Origin of the sequence: Candidatus Sulfotelmatobacter sp., assembly GCA_035498555.1 — a bacterium.
GTDB lineage: Bacteria > Eisenbacteria > RBG-16-71-46 > RBG-16-71-46 > RBG-16-71-46 > DATKAB01.
On record DATKAB010000003.1, the window covers coordinates 102,062 to 120,038 of the forward strand.

A 17,977-nucleotide genomic window follows, 5' to 3' on the forward strand; every position below is an offset into this window, starting at 1 on the left:
GAACTTCTGCGCATGAGCGTGTCCACTCCCGAGTCCGCAGCACACGAGCGCCGTGCACTGGGCGTGGTGCTGTCGGCCCTGCTCATCGACACCATGGGCTTCGGAATCATCATGCCGGTGATGCCCGACCTGATCGTGCGCCTCACCGGTCAGCCGCTGGCGATGGCGGCGCGTTATTCCGGGTGGCTGATGGGCGTGTTCGCGGCCATGCAGTTCCTGTTCGGCCCGGTCATGGGCGGACTCGGCGATCGCTTCGGCCGACGTCCGGTGATCCTGTTCTCGATGCTGGCGTTCGGTCTCGACTACCTGGTGATGGGCTTCGCGCCGACTTTCTGGTGGTTGTTCGTGAGCCGTGCGGTGGCCGGGGTCGCCGGCGCGATCTACGTGCCCGCGACCGCCTACATCGCCGACATCACGCCGCCGGAGCGACGCGCCCAGAACTTCGGCCTGATCGGGGCGGCGTTTGGGCTGGGCTTCGTGATCGGGCCGGCGCTCGGCGGGCTGTTGGTTTCGATCGGTCCCCGCGCGCCGTTCATCGCCGCCGCGCTGCTCGCGCTGCTCAACGCGGGCGTCGGAGCCTCGAGCCTGCCCGAGTCGCTGCCGCCCGACCGCCGCCGCGCCTTCACGCTCCGGCGCGCCAACCCGTTCGGCACGTTCGCCTCGATCTTCCGGCACCGCGGAGCGCTGGCGCTGTTCGCGGCGTGGTTTCTGTGGATGCTGTCACACCAGGTCTATCCCGCCACCTGGCCATTCTTCGCCAAGCTCAAGTTTGGCTGGAGCGACGGGGCGATCGGCTTCTCGCTCGCCTACGTGGGGTTGATCATGGCGCTCGCCCAGGTGCTGGTGGTGCGGCGCCTGATCCCGCTCATCGGCGAGCGCAAGGCCACGCTCTCCGGCCTGATGGCCGGGCTGGTGGGTTTCGCCGGCAACGCGCTCGTTCCGCTCGGCTGGATGGTCTATCCGGTGATGACGGTCGCGGCCTTCCAGGGCCTGGTATTCCCGTCGCTGAACGCCGTCCTGTCGAAAGCCGTGGCCGCCAACGAGCAGGGCGAGCTGCAGGGCGGCGTGTCGAGCCTGCAGAGCGTGGCTTCGATCGTCTCGCCGCCGCTCATGTCCAACACATTGTCCTGGTTCACGCGCGAAGGCGCGCCGCTACGCTTTCCGGGGGCGGCGTTCGTGCTCGCCGCGCTCCTCACCAGCGCGTCGATGCTCATCCTCGTCACGCTGGCGGGAGCGGCGTTCGCTCAGCCCGCGCGTCCCGCCACGCCCGTTGACTGAAGCTGCTTCCCGAATCCACGCACGCGGAAGGCGAGCACCGTGGTGAAGACGCCGGTCACGATCGCCCAGATTCCGATGTAGAGGATGACCGCCAGCGCGCCGGCGCCCGGGCGACTCACGAGCAGCACGCCGAACAGCACCGAGAACAGCCCGGCGAGGAACAACCAGAACTCGCCGTGGATCTCCTTGCGCAGCCGGACCGCCAGGACCATTTCGAGCACGCCGGTCAACAGCGCCCAGATCGCGATGTAGAACAACAGCACCAGCGCGGTGACGCCGGGGGCCATGAAGGTGAGCACGCCGAGCAGGATGCCGAGCAGCCCGCTGAACAGCATCGCCACCCAATGTTCGTTCTCGCTTCTTCCGCTGATCGCCTGCACCGAGCCGAACACGCCCTCCACCAGCACGTAGGCCCCGAAGAACAGCACCAGAGTGGCCAGCGTGATGCCAGGGGTTCGCAAGGCGACGATGCCGAACAGAATCGAGACGACTCCGCGCAACAGCAGCATCCACCAGGTGCGGCTCAGCAACTTGGCGAGCATGATCGATCCTCCGGTGAGCGGATCATTCGACGAGTGGGGGGCGGCCCGGGTAGGCAAGGGCTGGAGCGCGGGGAGCCGGGGCCGTGAATACTCAGCCGCCGCCGGGCGCCCGTCAACTCAGAAATAGAGGCCGAGCGCGAGGTGAAAGGCATAGCGCCGCGAGGACACCACCGGCGCGCTGCTCACCGGCTGCCCGCGCAGCGCCACGTCGAGGACGTCCTGCGGCTTGCGCAGGTCGTACAGGGAAGGATTGAGCTTGTAGCCGAGGTCGAACCGAATCGCGCCAACCGGGGTGTAGTAACCAATGCCGCCGCCGGTGGTGTAGTGCATGCGCTCATCGTCGGGTTGGATCTGGCTCAGTTGGTAGCGCGGATCGCTGGTCCAGACCCGTCCCGCATCGGCGAACAGATGCGCAAAGATGTCCTTGCCGAACGTCGGCAGCCCAATTCTGAATTCGGCGCTCGCAGTGACGCGCCGCAGTCCGCCGATGGCCACGTAGCGGTCGGAGGCAAAGGTGGTGTCGCCGTTCTCGATGGTGGCGGTGACGTCGGGGAACTTTGGACCGAGCAGTTCGCTGGCGTAGCCGCGCACGTCGTTGGCGCCGCCGGCGGTGAGCACTTCGTCGCGCAGGCGCAGCCACTGATAGGCGGGATTGGCCCCGGCGGCAGGCGCACTGTCGCCGAACGGCCACACGGCGCCGAAGGTGCCGCGAAACATCAGCGCGTTTCCCTTCCCGGGCATGGGCCAGAAGTTGGTGGCCTGAAGATCGGCCCGGCCGTACTCGACGTTTCCCCACGCCCTGGGAAAGGTGATGGCGAGATTCGGCTTCAATACGACGCCGTGCCGGGGACGCGAAATGTCATCCAGGGAGCCGACGCTGGTGAAGAACACGAACTCGCTGATCCGGGAAGGCGCGGTGAGCGAATCGATCAGGCCCTGGTCCCCGAACGCCAGCAGCGTGGGATTGGAGACCTGGCCCGCCTCGATCCCGAACACTTTCAGATCGATCAGGTGCCGATAGGTGAAGTCGTAGCGAAGCGCCGCCGACTGAAGCGGATTGAAGCGGTAGACGAGCGTGGCGAGCCCGGAGTACGAAGTGGACTTGTCGATGCGTCCGTCCCGCAGTTCGGCCTGAGGGCCCACGCTCAGGGTGAGGAGCGGTGAGCCGACGTAAGGTTGATTCAGGGTCAGGTTGGCGCGGAGCAGCCGATCCGGCACGTCGCTGGTGGTGCCCCAGCCCGTCTGAACCAGCCCGATGGCATCGAGACTGCGGGCGCCGCCCGTGAAATTGGGATGCGTCCAGCGCACCTGACTCGTGACGCCGGCGCCGTCGGTCACGTAGCCGAGCTCGACATTGGTGAGCCGCGCGCGCGACTCCGTGATCGCGACCTGCAGCGGCATCGTGGTGTCGGCGATCGCGCCATCGGCGAGAGTCACATTGGCGCGGCGGAACAGCGGCACCGATTGGAGATTGGCTCGCCCCTTTTCGAGTTCGTCCCGCTTCGCCAGGTCTCCAGGCTGGATGCCGAGCTGACGGGTGACGATCGACCTCGGCACCGAATGCACCCCGCTCACCTCGATGTTCGAGAGCCGCACCCGGCCGCCGGCGTCCACCATCCAGACCAGATCCGCCTGGTGCGCCACGGAATCGATCGCCGCCCGCGGTTCGGTCCTCGCGGCCGGATAGCCATGATTCGCGAACCAGGTGGTCAGTCGGGTGGCGCCGGCCTCGATTCGCTTCTGGCTGAACCGCTGGCCGCGGTTCTGATTCTCGATTCGAGTGGTGAGGCTGCTGATCGTCCGGTACAGGCTGTCACCGATGCCCAGATCCGGACGAGCGCGGGCGTCGACCAGTTTCAGCGAGCGCATGGCGAGCGGAGGCCCTTCGTCGATGGTGAACGTCACCTCGACGTGATGCCGATTACGATCGAGATGGACCTCGTAGTCGACATGAGCCTCCAGAAACCCCTCGCGACGGTAGAGGCGCCGCAGCCGCACCAGGTCCGACTGGATCATGAGCGGGTCCACCGCGTGCTGCGGCGGATCGGGAACGAACGGAATCCATGCCACCGCCGACTGCAGGCCCTCGAAGGGACCGGGCGCGGTCATGGCGAGCTCGGCGTTCAACTGTTCCGGCTGGAGCTGGTGCGAGCCGATGAAGCGATACCGGATCGCTTTCACCTGCGCGTCGGGCGCCAGCCTCACCGACTGGGCGAACAGAGGCTGCGCGACCCCGGCCAACAGCACCGCAATCCCGACTGCGCTCCTCCCACAGCGTGACACGCGGCTAATGTCCGAGCCTCGGGCGCAGGAGGAAGCGGTATTGCGTGCCGCCGCCCTGCACGTTGAACAGGAGCTGTTTCAGCACTTCGACCTCGACCTCAAACTCGGTCGAGTAGGTGCCGCCCTGAGAGGTCTGGTTCGACCGCTGGCCTTCGACCACCGGCTGTCGGAAGCCGAGGTAGACGCGGGGATCCACGTAGTTCCCGGCGCTGAGCGTCTGCCCGCCGTAGGCATCCTGGGTCACCTGGACCACCTGGAAGCCCAGACTCCGGCCGGCGGCGCCGCCCACCGCACCCAGCACCGAGCCGACCGCCAGGCCGTAGGCCGAGCCCGAGGCCATCTCGCCCTGCGTCTGTCCGGTGGCGAGATAGTTGAACAGCGAGGCTCGATCCATATAGGGCTCGGACTGGAGATCCACTTTGGCGCCGCTCGCATCGATGCTGACCGTGGCCGTCACCGTGGCATTGCTGCCGCTGCCGGTGGACGAGGAAGTTCCGTCGTAGCGAGCCTCGAGGTCGACCTCGGCCGAGTCCACCGGGCCCGGCATGACGACATCGGCGCGAGTGATCTCGAACTGGCGGCCGAGAAAGCTCAGGTAGCTTCGTCCGGTGCGGATGCCGAGCTTGCCGATCACCTGAGGCTTCGCTCCGGGACGCTTGATGGCGCGGAGGTCGCCTTCCATCTCCAGCGCCACGACCGGATCCGATCGGCGACGCACCCAGACGTTCTTGCCGATCTTGATTCGAACCTCGGCGTCGATCGAGTCGGCCAGGGAGTGCGTGCGGGAGGGTTCGGCGCCCACCCCGAAGCCGAATCGCTCCTGAAGATCGCGGCGGTCCGCCTCGCTCAGCTCGACCGGAGTACCCTTGCGGGACAGGTCGCTCCCTTCCGCATAGATCGTGGAGTTGTCGAGCTGGATGTCGCCACCGACCTGCGGCGCCGTGGGCCGCCCGGTGACCTTGAGCTTGCCGGTCGATTCGACCTTCGCGAGCAGCGTGTTCATCATCGTGAACCGGCGCCAGTCCGCGTCGAACTCGATCGCGCGCCTCCGCTTCCCGAGGAGGTCGACCCGTCCGGTGGCGTCGAACCGTCCCTTGCCCGATTGAACGGAGGCCTGCTCGAGGCGGACGGTGCGACCCGCGAACGCCACCCGCGCCGTCCCTTTTTCGAAGGTCGTCCCGAGGCTGGGCAGCTCGATTCGGGCACCCGAAAGCCGGAGCGAACCCGACACTGCGGGCAGGTCGAGCTGGCCCTTGAGCTCCATGTGTCCATCGAGAGTGCCGCGCAATCCACGGACGTCGCGCTTCGAGAACAACGGCTCGAACCACGACAGATCGAACTGCTTGGCGTCCAGCGCGACGCTGGCCGCGCTCTCGTCGGTGGTGATGGGGGATCCTCCGGCCAGGTCGAGAACCATGGGGAGTCGCCCGTCGAAAGCGACGCTCTGCCCGGATGCCTGATGGATGGCGAACGAGGACTCGAGGCTGTCGGCCTCCCAGCGCACGCGGCCCTCGAGGGTCGCCGGGCGGCGTCCGGAGGTGGCGACCCATCCGCGCAACGAGCCGCTGATCCGCGGTGCGGCGCGCGAGCCGGTCAATGCCCCGTCGCCGGACACCACCCCGCTGAGCGCGGTCGCGCCGAGCGGCTCGATCAGGGGTCGAAGCGCGAGCGAATCCAATCGCACCGCCAGATCGACCACGCCGGTCGAGTCGATGCCTCCATTCACGGCGAGGCAGGGGTGTCCGTTCTCGAGCATGACGTAGTGGTCGATCTCCAGCGCGCGACCGAACGCGATCTCGCACGGCCGCGCGAGCGAGTAACGGGCATTGAAGTACCGTAGGTCCTGCCGCTCGAGGCGCAGATGCGACTGGGATTCGCCGGGGGTGAGTCGGAACGCGATCTCCTGAGTCCGCTCTGGACTGGCGACCGCGCGGGTGTCGCACGCCAGCGTTCGGCCGTTCCAGTTCAACTGCGACTCCAGGTCGCGCGGGGCGAACGGCCACACCACCAGCGCGTGAGCCCCGAGCCGGGCGTCGAGCGAGGTGATCACCGTGTCGCGCGCGGTCCCGGCGAAGCTCAGGGACACGCTGTCGGCCCAGATCTGGTTGAAGTGCGGGCGGGTCGCCGCCAGCGCCCCGCTGAACCGGGTCGCCTCCGCGGGCCCCTCGGCGCTCACCTGGAAATGCGCAGTGCCCGTGGACAGCGCCCTGGCGCCCACCGCCGCCGCGAGGGTCGTCAGGTTGCGGGCGGTGCCGTGCAGCTCGAGCCGCGTGGAATCGGTCCGAGCGGCGAAGGGGATCGCCCATTGTCCGGATCCGTCCATGGTGGTGACATTGCCGTCGAGATGGAACTGCGAGACCCGGACCAGGCCGCGATCGACGCGAAAGAGGGTGGCGATCGTGTCGAGCCGGGCCTCGCCGAGATGCGCGCGACCCGCGATCCGACCTTCGGCGGACATCGAATCGAGGCCGGCACCGGAGCGCGCGAGTGCCAGGCTGAAATCGATGCGCGCCCCGGTGGGCGGGATCTTCCGATCGATCAGCCGTTCCAGCGCATCGGCGAGCAACTGACCCTGCGCCTCGAGCCGCGCGGGCCGGGCGAACGGCGTCCCGTGGAGGGACGCGCTGAGCCGATTGAGGCCGGAGCGGGCTTCGATCTCGCTCGCGAGTTTGCCCGCATCCAGCGATCCCGAGGAGCGGAACCGATCGAGCTGCACGGTTCGAATCGTCGAGCCGTCGAGCGCAAGCCGGTAGTCTCCGCTCAGGTCGGAAACGCTGTGACCGCTCAGACGCGCCGAGAGCGTGCCGCGAAGATCGGTGGCGAGGGCCGGATTACCGAGCAGGCGGGAGAGAGCCACCTCGGAGAACGCCAGCTGACTCACGGTGACCGAAGGTGGCGAATCGAAGACGCGCGCCTCTCCGGTGAGCTGCGCGCGACCTGCGCTGGTTTCGAGTTCGGACGAGAACGAGGCGATCTGGCGCTCGGAGCTGAGCTCGAGCCTGCCGCTCTCGATCCGCTGGTCGCGCCAGGTCGACGGCTCGATGGTCATGGTCGCGTGAGTGCGCGTTCCGTCCGGCGCCGGTCGCCCACCACCCACGGCGCGCCAGGCCGCGATCAGGTCCGCGCTCGAAGCTTGAACGCTCCCGTGGGCGTCGAGCGCACTCGCCAGCGACGAATCGCCCGAGACGCGGGCGACGTCCAGGTCCTGAACGCTCCAGTCCAGACGCGCGTCCCGGAGTCTCGGCGCGATCGGCGCGAGCGAGCCTTCCAGACGCACCGCGGCCCCGTCGCAGTTTGCGCCGGCCCGCAGCTCAAGCCGGCCGCCCTCGAGTGTCGCCAGGGCGGATCCCCGTTCGATGCGATGCCGGCCCAGCACAAGACTCACGGAATCGAGCGGCACCCGGCAACGGGCAAGTCGCGGGTCGAACCCCGAGCCTTCGGCCCTGAAGCGTGCATCGAGGCGGCTGGCCGTCGAATCGCCCAACAGCGCGGCGAGGTCGATTCCCCGGACGCGCCCGCGCGCAAGCGCATAGTGAATCGTGGCACCCAGCGTTGCGCTCGCCGCGAGGTCGAGCGAGCCATCCGAGACCACCAGGCTGAGCCCGGCGTCGGCGGTTCGCTTCGCCAGGCGCGCCTCCAGCCGCCCCGCGCCGATCAGAGGCCGGGCGCTCGCGTCCGGAGCGAATGTCGCGACCAGCGTGGCCGCCGCTTCGGGCAGAGTCATGCCGTGCCCGGCCAGGTGCGCGTTCAAACGTCCCGCCAGCAGCGGGCGCGCGTCACGCCGCGCCAGGCGCGCCGCGGGCAACGGCGGAATCGTGACGTCTGCGGAAAGGTCGTAGTCGAACGGATCCTCGAACGGCGCGACCTCGCCATGGCCCGTCAGCTCGAGCCCACGCGCCGCGCCCTCGATCGCCAGGGCGGCCCGACCGGAATCGAACCGGGCGGCGATGCGCCCGCGATCGATCGTCATGCTGTCGACGCGCGATCCATCCACGGCCAGCGCAAGCGGGCCGCTGACGTGCCGAAGATCCGGGCCGTGCAGATCGCCGTCCAGCGAGCCGTTGAACACCAGCTGCCCTGGGGCGCGTCCCAGCACCGAACCAACGTCGAACTCCTTCGCCGAAAACTTCGCCCGCGCACGAATCGGGCCCGCCACCGATGGAATCGCTTCGGCGTCGAGATCGGCGCGGCCAGCCCGGATCGTCGCCTCCCCCTTCACCGTCAGCGCCGGGCCATGGCCTTGCACCTCGAGGTCCGCGAGCACGTCGCCGGGATTCCAGGCGAAGCCGAGCAATCGCTGGAGCTCGCTGCCGGCCAGAGGGGCCAGCCGGGCGTGAAACCGCCACCCCTCGAACGAGGGATGCTCCGAGTGTGGAACCGGCAGGCTCCCCGCGGCGTCGATCCGGCTTCGCGGCCCGCGCGACTCGAGCGTCGCGATCCGGATCCGATCCTCCGCCAGGTCGCCGCTTGCCACGAGCCGAAGCTCGAGCGCCGGCGGGGTGCGGAGCTCGGCCCTCGCGGCGAGCGTGTCGAGGACCAGGGTGGTGCTCGGGGCGTTGAGACGCAGCGCGTGCAGTCGTGCCGTCTCGGCCTCGAGCCGCACCAGAGAATCCGGCTCGCGGCCGGGGAGGCGAGCCTCGACCGCCAGACCGCGAAGGTCGACGCGATCGATCGCCAGCGCGAATCCGGGTTCCTTCCGGCGCGGGGGCTTCGAGGACATGAGGAACGGCGCGAGCAGATCGAACTTCCCGTCCCGGCCGCGCGTGGTGACCGCGCTCACGCCGGAGATTCGGACTTGCCGCAGGTGATGGGGCGAACCCAGAATCTCGCTCCAGCGATAGCCAAGCGCGAGCGTGTCGACGTGCGCGCGGGGCGTTTCCCGGGGGCCGCGCAAATCGAGTCCGACCAGCGTGAATCCGGTGAAGAGTCCGCCTCGAGCCTCTCGGAGTGTCAGATGAGAGTCCGGCCAGGGGTTGGCGGCCCCGAGCGCGAGCCGCGCCGCGAATCGCACTCCCCACGAGGTCTGCGCCAACGTCGCGATCAGGGCCAGCAACAGAGCGACAGCCAGGAGGAGGAACGCCGGAATCCTCGAGCCCCGAGGCCCTCGACTTGCGGCTCGCTCGGAACCCGGGTTCTCGGCTCGGACCATGGCTCCTCGGGAATTGATCGGCGGAATGCCGGACTTGAGCATTGAGGCTAGCACACCGGACGAATGCGACCGGGCGTGCGATTGTCGGCGCGCGGGGGAGTCCACTAGTCTTCCGTCATGCACGTGCACGAAGGGCCGCCCGTGGACTCCGCAGGGCCGATGATCGATCCGGTGTGCGGCATGAAGGTTCGTCCCGACGGGCCGATTCGCTCGGAACATCGCGGCGCGACCTACGTGTTCTGCGGAACGGGCTGCAAGACGAAGTTCGAGGCCGATCCCGAACGGTATCTTGTGCCCAAGGAAGCGCCGCCGGTGGTCGCATCTTCCAGCACGTCGGGCCTGGATGCCGGCATCGAATACACCTGCCCGATGCATCCCGAAGTGGTCCAGATCGGACCGGGAAGCTGCCCGATCTGCGGCATGGCGCTCGAGCCGCGCCACGTCTCGCTGGAAGCCATGGAGGAGAATCCGGAGCTGGCCGACATGGCGCGGCGCTTCGCGGTCAGCGCTCTGCTGGCGCTGCCCACGCTCGCGATCGCGATGCTCGGCGGGCATGCCGGAACGCCGCTCGCCTGGCTCCACGGCCCGACCTCGCAGCGGATCGAGCTGGCGCTCGCGACTCCGGTGGTGCTGTGGGCGGGCTGGCCGCTGCTCGAACGCGGGGGGCAATCCATCCGCCGCCTCAGCCTCAACATGTTCACCCTGATCGGCCTCGGCGTCGTGGTCTCGTACCTCTACAGCCTGGCGGCGGTGCTCGCACCACAGGCATTTCCGGCCGCGCTGCGCGACGCGCACGGCGAGGTCGGCGTCTACTTCGAAGTGGCCGCGGTGATCGTCACGCTGGTGTTGCTGGGTCAGGTGCTGGAATTGCGGGCGCGTGGCCGGACCGGCGCGGCGCTGCGCGCACTGCTTCAGCTGAGCGCGCGCACCGGGCGCCGCGTTCAGCTCGACGGCTCGGAAGCCGACGTTCCCCTCGAGGCGATCCGGGTCGGGGATCGGCTGCGCGTGCGTCCGGGCGAGAAGATCCCGGTGGACGGCATCGTACTGGAGGGCTCGAGCGCCGTGGACGAATCGATGGTCAACGGCGAACCGATTCCCGCCGAGAAGGCGCCGGGAGACCGCGTGGTCGGCGCCACCCTGAACGGCAGCGGGGCGTTGCTCATGTGCGCCGAAAAGGTCGGCGCCGATACCCTGCTGGCGCGAATCGTCGCGATGGTGTCGCAAGCACAGCGAAGCCGGGCGCCGATCCAGCGCCTGGCGGATCGCGCCTCGGCCTGGTTCGTCCCGGTGGTGATCGGGGTGGCCGTGCTGTCCTTCACCGTTTGGGCGATCTTCGGGCCTCAGCCGCGACTCCCCTACGCGCTGGTCACCGCCGTGTCCGTGCTGATCATCGCGTGCCCGTGCGCGCTGGGACTCGCGACCCCGATATCGGTGATGGTTGCCATGGGCCGCGGCGCCACGCTCGGCCTGCTGTTCCGCAATGCCGAGGCGATCGAGTCCCTGCGGGAAGTGGACACCCTGCTTCTCGACAAGACCGGGACGCTGACCGAGGGGCGGCCGCGCGTGGTCGCGGTTCTGGCTGCGCCGGGAATCGGCGAGCGCGAGTTGCTGGCGATCGCGGCGGGCATCGAAAAGCACAGCGAGCATCCGCTGGCGTCGGCGGTGCTTCGCGAGGCCCGGCGGCAGGCGGTCGAGCCGGCGAGCGTGACGCGATTCGAGTCGGTGGCCGGCCGTGGCGTGAGCGCGGAGATGCAGGGCGTTGGAATCGCGCTCGGCAGCCTGGGATGGATGCAGGAGCGGGGCGTGCCGCCGGGCGACTGGCGTGAGCGGGCCGAAGCCGAGCGGGCCCTCGGACGGACCACGGTGTTCATCGCGCGCGGCGCGGCGATGGCGGGGATGCTCACCGTCGAAGATCCCATCAAGGAATCCACTCCGAAAGCCCTCGAGGAGATCCGCAGGGAGCGGATGGAGGTGTGGATGGTGACCGGCGACGGTCGCACCAGCGCCGCGGCCATCGCGCGGCGACTCGGGATCGCCCACGTCGAGGCGGAAGTGATGCCGGAGGACAAGCTCGCGATCGTGAAGCGATTGCAGGCCGAAGGTCGCCGAGTGGCGATGGCCGGGGACGGCATCAACGACGCGCCGGCGCTCGCGCAGGCGCAGGTCGGGATCGCGATGGGGTCCGGCACCGACGTGGCCATCGAGAGCGCCGCCGTCACGCTGGTCAAGGGCGATCTGCGCGGCATCGTGCGCGCCCGCCGGCTGAGCCGTGCGACCATGGCCAACATTCGACAGAACCTGTTCTTTGCGTTCGTCTACAACTCGCTCGGCGTTCCGATCGCGGCCGGGGTGCTCTATCCCGCGCTCGGTCTGCTGCTGAGCCCGATGTTCGCCGCCGCCGCGATGAGCTTCAGCTCGGTTTCGGTGATCGGCAATGCGCTTCGGCTGCGCCGGCGGGCACTCTAATGTAGGGGCCGGGCGTTCCGAATCGAAACCCGCCCCTCCCCGGGGGGCCAGGGCGGCGGAATTTCCACGTTCATCGGCTTGACCGGCGCCGTCGCGCACCGCTAATGTATGCGCATTGTGCTAGTGCAGTAGCACACGACGAAGCGTTTCTCCACTCCCGCACAGGAGCCTTCATGGGCACCCTTTACGCCGAGCTCGGCCGGCGCGAACGCCAGATCATGGACGTGCTGTTTCGGCGCGGGCACGCGACCGCGTCGGAGGTTCTGAGCGAACTCTCCGATCCTCCCAGCTACTCCTCGGTTCGCGGCATGCTCCGCTTGCTCGAGACCAAGGGGCATGTGCGCCACCGCTGGGAGGGACCTCGCCACGTCTTTTTCCCGGTGCAGAGCGCCGAGCAGGTGCAGAAGAAGGCCGCCCGGCACGTGCTGCACACGTTCTTCAACAACTCGATGGAGGCTGCGGTCGCGGCCATGCTGGGCGGCGCCCAGAAACCCGCCTCGGAGGAGGAGCTCGATCGACTGGCGAAGCTGGTCGAGCGCGCTCGCCGCAATGGAGGTCGCCCGTGACGCTCCCGATCCTGTCTCCGCTCGCAGCCCGCGCGCTCGCCGCGCTGGCCGGCGCGACACTGCTGTTGCTCGCGGCGGTTGTGACCACGGCCCTGATGCGCTCGAGGCCCGCCGCCCACCGCCATCTGGTCTGGCACCTCGCACTGGCCGGCGCCGCCGCGCTGGCGATTCTGGCACCGCTGGTGCCGGGCGTCCCGGTGCGGCTCGCATTCCTCCCCCCGCGCCCCGAGGCCGTGTCCCTCCCATCCTCGCCTTCGCCAGCCGTGGCCGCGGAATCGCCGGCACGCGCTCCCGCTCCGGAGCTCGCTCCGGGCGCGGTGCCCTCGCCCGCGAGGCCGCCGAGCATGAAGATGCCGGCGATCGGCGCGAGCTCGCTCGTCGCGCTGTGGCTGCTCGGGGTGATCGTCCTCGCCTCGCGCTGGGCTCTGGGGTTCGCGGGCCTCGCCCGGCTGGCGCGCACCGCGGCGCCGATTGATGACCAGGGATGGCTGGGGCTCCTCGATGACGAGGCGAGGCGGGCGTCGCTGCGTGCGCGAATTCGGCTGCTCCGCTCGAACCGGGTCGGATCGCCGCTCACGTGGCAGATGAGGTCGCTGGTGCTGATGCTTCCGGACGACGCCCTGGACTGGCCGACCTCGCGGCGCCGCGCGGCACTGGCGCACGAGCTGGCGCACGCCGAGCGTGGAGACCATGGTTCGAGCGCGCTGGCGAGCGCCACCTGCGCGCTGTTCTGGTTCCATCCGCTGATCTGGTACGCGGCGCGCGCGATGCGCCAGGAGAGTGAGCGGGCGTGCGACGATCGCGTGCTCGCGCTCGGGACTCCGGGCGGCGAATACGCGGCGCTGCTGCTCGACGTCGCGCGCCGATCGCGAACGCTTCGTCTCGCCGGCGGGGTCGCGGTCGGCATGGCGAGGCGTTCACAGCTCGAGGGCCGGCTGCTGGCGGTGCTCGACGACCGCCTGCCACGGCACGTCCCTTCGCGACGCGCGCTCGCGCTGGCATGGACCGCCCTTGCGGCGCTGGTGGTGCCGCTGGCGGCGCTTCGACCATTGCCGCTGCGAGCCGCCGAGGCCCAGGCGGACGCGGCCGGGAATACCACCGGGCCCGATCGCCGGTACACCGTCAACGCCGGCTCGGGCGAACGACTCGAGGTGGATCTCGAAGCCGGTGGCTCGTTGAGCGTGGGCGGCTGGGATCAGTCGAAGGTTGAGGTGCAGGCGCATCTCGGAGGTCGGGACTGGGAGGGCACCCGTGTGTCACTCGATCGCGTGTCCGGCGGCGTCAGGCTTCACGCCTGGCAGCAGGGCGGCCAAGACAACGTTTCGACGTCGCACCAGTTCGTCGTCCGGGTGCCGCGCAAGTTCGATCTCGACGTCAGCTCGGCCGGCGGCGAGATCACGCTCTCCGATCTCGAAGGCGAATTCCGCGGCCACACCGGCGGCGGGAGCCTCAGGCTCGAGCACTTGAAAGGCGAAGCCTCGCTCAGCACCGGCGGCGGCGGGATTCGCGTCTCCGACTCCGAGCTCGGCGGCCGCGTCTCGACCGGGGGCGGCGAAGTGGTGCTGTCCCGCGTCACCGGCGGACTGAAGGGAAGCTCGGGGAGTGGACCGGTCGTGTACCGTGACGACGGCTCGGGCGGAACCGCGGATTTGAATCACCTACACGTCCACGACAGCCGCATCGACTTCGACGAGGACCCGGCTCCCCGCGCCGACGGCGCCGGCCTGCTGCACGTGACTCGCGCCGGTGGCGACATCGATCTCGACGAGGCCCCGAAGGGCGCGGAACTCAAGACCGGGGGCGGCGACGTGACGGTGGGTCGCTCGGGAGGCCGGGTGAGCGCGACCACCGGCGGCGGCGACATTCGCATCGGCCCCTGCTCGGGCTCGGTATGGGCGCGCACCGGAGCGGGCGAGGTCACGATCACGATCGTCCAGGGGGACGGCGCCGAGCACACCGTGGACGTCATGAGCGGGACCGGCGCCACCACGCTCGAGCTGCCGGCCAATCTCTCGGCGCGCTTCGAACTCGAGACCGCCTACACCAGGGACTTCGACGGAAGGACCCATATCAAGAGCGACTTCCCGCTGAACCTGAGCGAGACTTCGGACTGGGATGCGAGCCAGGGCTCGCCGCGGCGCTACGTGCGCGGGACGGGCACGGCCGGAAAGGGAGGCGGCGTGATCCGCGTCAAGATCGTGAACGGCGACATCACGATCCGGAAGCGGAAGTCCTAGGACTTCCGCTCGAGGTGCCCGCCGAAACCGAAGCGCATGGCGGACAGCACCTTGTTTTGGAACAAGTCGAGGTCGCGCGAAGCGAAGCGCTCGAACAGCGCGGCGGTGAGCACGTGGGCCGGAACGCCGATGTCGTTCGCCGCCTGAACCGTCCATCGCCCCTCGCCCGAATCCGACACCTGGCCGCCGAACTTCTCGAGTCGGGGATCGGCGGTCAGGGCTTGGGCCGTCAGGTCGAGCAGCCACGAGGCGATGACGCTGCCTCGCCGCCACACCTGCGTGACCTCGGTCAGATCGAACTGGTAGGCGTAGTGCTCGGGATGCCGCAGCGGCGTAGTCTCGGCGTCCCCCGCGACCGTCGACCTTCCGATGCCGGCGTGCTCGAGGATGTTGAGCCCTTCGGCGTACGCCGCCATCATTCCGTACTCGATCCCGTTGTGGATCATCTTGACGAAGTGTCCGGCGCCCGCCGAGCCGCAATGGAGATAGCCGTGCTCGGCGGTGCCGCCGCGCTGCTCCCAGCCGGGAGTGCGCGGAATCTGCCCGAGCCCGGGTGAGAGGCTGCGGAAAATCGGATCGAGCCGCCTCACCACCTCGGCCTCGCCGCCGATCATCAGACAGTAGCCGCGCTCGAGTCCCCATACCCCGCCGCTCGTGCCCACGTCCACGAGGTGGAGGCCGGCGGCCGAGAGCCGCTTCGCGCGATCGATGTCGTCCTGATAGTGCGAGTTGCCGCCGTCGATCAGGGTGTCGCCCGGGGAAAGCAGCGGGAGCAGCGACTCGATCGTCGCGTCCACGAACGCTGCCGGCACCATCATCCAGATCGCTCGCGGCGCGCCAAGGGCACGCACGAATTCGACCAGCGTCGAGCCGCCGGTCGCCCCCTCGCGTGTCAGCGCGGCGATCGCCTCGGGCACCCGATCGTGGACGACGCAGGCGTGGCCGGAGCGCATCAGCCGGCGCACCATGTTCGCGCCCATCCGACCCAGTCCGATCATTCCGAGCTGCATGGCTCTCCCCGCGTGGCGCGGCGCATTCGTCATGCCGCGGAAACGCACGAGTGTCGTGACATCAAACCGCGCGACTCTGGCACGCGCCGGGAGCCTCTGCAAGCTTGCGGTCCTGGGCTTACCCCCGAATAATCCGCGCGGTGCGATTCGACCTCCTGACTTCAGGCGCCGGCGCTCGTTCGGGCCGCTTCGTCCTCGCCGCGCTCGCGCTCATGAGCGTTGCCCCCCTGCTCGCTTCGCCGCCGGCCTTCGCTCACGGCGTTGGCATGAGTCAGCTCTCGCTGCAGATCTCGGGACGCGAGTTGGAGGGGAAGTGGGAGATCAACCTGCGCGACGCGCGCTGGGCGATCGGCCTCGACCCTTCGGTCTCCGGAGATCCGGGCTGGCTCGACCTCCGCTCGAACGAGATCCGCCTTCGCGAGTACGTCGCCAGGCGGCTGACCCTGGCCGCCGACAGCGGCGCGTGCGCCGTGACGCTGGCGCCGGCGCCGATGGAGTGGCAGCCGGAGATGAGCCAGGTCGTGCTGCGGCTCTCCGCCCGGTGCCCGTCGCCGCCGGACCACCTCACCCTGCGCTGCGACATGCTGTTCGACGTCGATCCCACGCATCGCGCCTACTTCTCGATCGAGGACGAAACCGTGACTTCGGTCGGTGTGTTCCGCAACGACCTGCGCTCGGTCACGATCGACGTCCACCAGTTTCATTTCTGGGAAACGGTCGGCGGGTTCGTGCGCGAGGGGATCTGGCACATCTGGAGCGGCCTCGACCACATCTGTTTCCTGCTCGCGCTGTTGCTACCGTCGCCGCTCACGCGCAGCGGGCGGGAGTGGAAGCCGCGTGGCGGCTTCTGGCCGACCTGGCGCGAGGTGCTGAAGGTGGTCACCTCGTTCACGCTGGCGCACACGCTCACGCTCTGCCTGTCCTTCTTCGGCGTGATCCGGCTGCGCTCGCAGTGGGTGGAAGTGGCGATCGCGCTGTCGGTGTTCGCAGCGGCCTGGAACAACCTGCACCCGTTTCTGCCGGGTCGCGCCTGGCTGATGGCGCTGACCTTCGGACTGGTGCACGGAATGGGCTTCGCCGGCGCGCTCAACAATCTTGCGCTGCCGCGCCATGCACGCGGGCTGGCGCTCGGTTCCTTCAACCTCGGAGTGGAAATCGGCCAGCTGGTGGTCGTGGCCGCAGTGTTGCCGCTGCTGTTCTTCGCGTCTCGACAGAAGTGGTACGCCCGTGTGGTGATGGGGGCGGGCTCGCTCGGTATCGCCTGGCTGGCGGCGGTCTGGGTGATCGAGCGGGCGTTCGGGCTGCAGCTGTTTTCGGGTCGCTGAGCGAAATGCCAGGGGCGAGTGGATCACTCCACCCGCCCCTGCTTCCGCGAATGCGATCGCGAGCGGCAGACTACGCGAGCGACGCCTCGCGCTTGCGCAGCATCGCGCTGGCCGCGATCAGCAGCGCTCCCACCATCAACACCAGCCCCCAGGTCGGGAGCATGGGCACCGCGGTGCCGACGTTGATGGTGCTGGTCTGGCCGGCGAAGTTGGTGGGCGTGTTCACCGGGGTCGAGCCGTCACGCGCCAGAGCGTGGAGGCCGTCGGTCGGCATCGCGCCATAGTTCCAGATGTCGATACCGGAAGCGTAGTTGAGGGTGCCCCCGCCGGTGCCGAGGAAGCCGGAGGCCAGCGTGTAGTCCGGGGTCACTGCGCCCGGAGCGCTGGCGTAGCCCGGCGTCGCGATCAACACCCAGGTGTTGGCGGTCGCCGTGCTGGGAAGATTGGTCACGAAGTTGAAGGTATGCCCGCTCGCCGTGACCGTGAACGGGCCGAGGGCGGCCTCGCCGGCGGCGGGGCAGAAGAGCTCGACGTACTGCACGGTGCCGGAGGCGTTGGAGAAGATCTCCGACGCCTTCCACAGATGGTGTGCCGCCAGGGCGGGCGATGCCATGACGATTCCCGCGAGGGCAGCGAGAGCCACGATACGATTGCGCATGCCATCCTCCAGTTCCTGCCCCACAGCCGCCAGGGCACTCTCCGGCCGGGCCTTCTGGGTCGACCCGACTCGAGAGCCAGCCTAGGCGTTTCGCCTCGCAATCCAAGGAGCAACCATGCAGCCCGGGCGGGTTTCGGGAATTGTTCAGGCGGGCTAAAGCCGCTGTTCCTCGCGCCGGGCTCTCAAGGCCGCAGGAATCGCCAACAGGCCCAGGGCCCAGGCCAGGGCGATGGCGAGCCCCGCGCGCGTGACCGGCAACGCCTGGTCCCAGCCCTCGGGCACGTAAGTCATCTGCAGCGCGTGCCGCCCGGCGGGAATCACGACTCCGCGCACCAGATAGTCCACGCGCGCGATCGCCGTCCTCTCGCCATCGAGCGTCGCGGTCCAGCCGGGAAACCAGGCGTCGGCGATCACCAGGAATGCCGGCGCCGGAGCGTTGATCGCGAGGCGCAATCGGTCCGGC

General features: G+C 69.1%; 11 protein-coding genes. 5 read left to right on the forward strand and 6 right to left on the reverse strand.

Going from position 1 to position 17,977, the window contains the following annotated elements; all coding sequences use genetic code 11:
* Window positions 1-12 precede the first annotated feature (12 nt).
* A complete protein-coding gene (locus VMJ70_00655; GenBank protein HTO89613.1) occupies window positions 13-1,278 on the forward strand; it encodes a TCR/Tet family MFS transporter in 1,266 nt (421 codons plus the stop codon).
* On the opposite strand, the gene VMJ70_00660 is transcribed toward VMJ70_00655, so the two are convergent.
* The 3 genes from VMJ70_00660 to VMJ70_00670 all read right to left on the reverse strand — a co-directional run bounded on the left by VMJ70_00660 (window position 1,245) and on the right by VMJ70_00670 (window position 9,156).
* Window positions 1,245-1,820, reverse strand: coding sequence for an HdeD family acid-resistance protein (locus VMJ70_00660; protein HTO89614.1), 576 nt, complete (start codon window positions 1,818-1,820; stop codon window positions 1,245-1,247). The two genes, VMJ70_00655 and VMJ70_00660, sit on opposite strands and share 34 nt — an antisense overlap.
* A gap of 117 nt (window positions 1,821-1,937) precedes the next feature.
* Window positions 1,938-4,067, reverse strand: a complete 2,130-nt coding sequence (locus VMJ70_00665) for a BamA/TamA family outer membrane protein (protein HTO89615.1) — start codon at window positions 4,065-4,067, stop codon at window positions 1,938-1,940.
* A gap of 40 nt (window positions 4,068-4,107) precedes the next feature.
* Entirely contained in the window at window positions 4,108-9,156 is a 5,049-nt protein-coding gene (locus VMJ70_00670) for a translocation/assembly module TamB domain-containing protein (protein ID HTO89616.1), read from the reverse strand.
* Between the two features lie 237 nt (window positions 9,157-9,393).
* On the opposite strand from VMJ70_00670, the gene VMJ70_00675 reads away from it, so the two are divergent.
* The 3 genes from VMJ70_00675 (at window position 9,394) to VMJ70_00685 (ending at window position 14,521) form a co-directional block, all read left to right on the forward strand.
* Window positions 9,394-11,718 (forward strand): heavy metal translocating P-type ATPase, encoded by a 2,325-nt coding sequence (locus tag VMJ70_00675; protein HTO89617.1) that lies wholly within the window; start codon window positions 9,394-9,396, stop codon window positions 11,716-11,718.
* Between the two features lie 173 nt (window positions 11,719-11,891).
* Entirely contained in the window at window positions 11,892-12,284 is a 393-nt protein-coding gene (locus VMJ70_00680; protein HTO89618.1) for a BlaI/MecI/CopY family transcriptional regulator, read from the forward strand.
* Window positions 12,281-14,521, forward strand: a complete 2,241-nt coding sequence (locus VMJ70_00685; protein ID HTO89619.1) for a M56 family metallopeptidase — start codon at window positions 12,281-12,283, stop codon at window positions 14,519-14,521. The genes VMJ70_00680 and VMJ70_00685 overlap by 4 nt, the downstream gene beginning before the upstream one ends.
* Here VMJ70_00685 and gnd read toward each other — a convergent pair.
* On the reverse strand, window positions 14,518-15,531 hold the full coding sequence (gnd, locus tag VMJ70_00690; protein HTO89620.1) for a decarboxylating 6-phosphogluconate dehydrogenase: 1,014 nt from the start codon (window positions 15,529-15,531) through the stop codon (window positions 14,518-14,520). The two genes, VMJ70_00685 and gnd, sit on opposite strands and share 4 nt — an antisense overlap.
* Window positions 15,532-15,743: 212 nt before the next feature.
* Between gnd and VMJ70_00695 the strand changes: the two genes are divergently transcribed.
* Window positions 15,744-16,856, forward strand: a complete 1,113-nt coding sequence (locus VMJ70_00695; GenBank protein HTO89621.1) for a HupE/UreJ family protein — start codon at window positions 15,744-15,746, stop codon at window positions 16,854-16,856.
* A 70-nt stretch (window positions 16,857-16,926) separates the two neighbouring features.
* On the opposite strand, the gene VMJ70_00700 is transcribed toward VMJ70_00695, so the two are convergent.
* Together VMJ70_00700 and VMJ70_00705 are read right to left on the reverse strand one after the other, a co-directional pair.
* Entirely contained in the window at window positions 16,927-17,514 is a 588-nt protein-coding gene (locus tag VMJ70_00700) for a hypothetical protein (GenBank protein HTO89622.1), read from the reverse strand.
* 153 nt (window positions 17,515-17,667) lie between these two features.
* The coding region (locus VMJ70_00705) for a YfhO family protein (protein ID HTO89623.1) at window positions 17,668-17,977 on the reverse strand (310 nt) is incomplete at its 5' end.

Coding starts and splice junctions, on each gene's coding strand:
- VMJ70_00655 (HTO89613.1), top strand. CDS start 13: ATGAGCGTGTCCACTCCCGAGTCCGCAGCACACGAGCGCCGTGCACTG.
- gnd (HTO89620.1), bottom strand. CDS start 15,531: ATGCAGCTCGGAATGATCGGACTGGGTCGGATGGGCGCGAACATGGTG.
- VMJ70_00680 (HTO89618.1), top strand. CDS start 11,892: ATGGGCACCCTTTACGCCGAGCTCGGCCGGCGCGAACGCCAGATCATG.
- VMJ70_00700 (HTO89622.1), bottom strand. CDS start 17,514: ATGCGCAATCGTATCGTGGCTCTCGCTGCCCTCGCGGGAATCGTCATG.
- VMJ70_00660 (HTO89614.1), bottom strand. CDS start 1,820: ATGCTCGCCAAGTTGCTGAGCCGCACCTGGTGGATGCTGCTGTTGCGC.
- VMJ70_00695 (HTO89621.1), top strand. CDS start 15,744: ATGAGCGTTGCCCCCCTGCTCGCTTCGCCGCCGGCCTTCGCTCACGGC.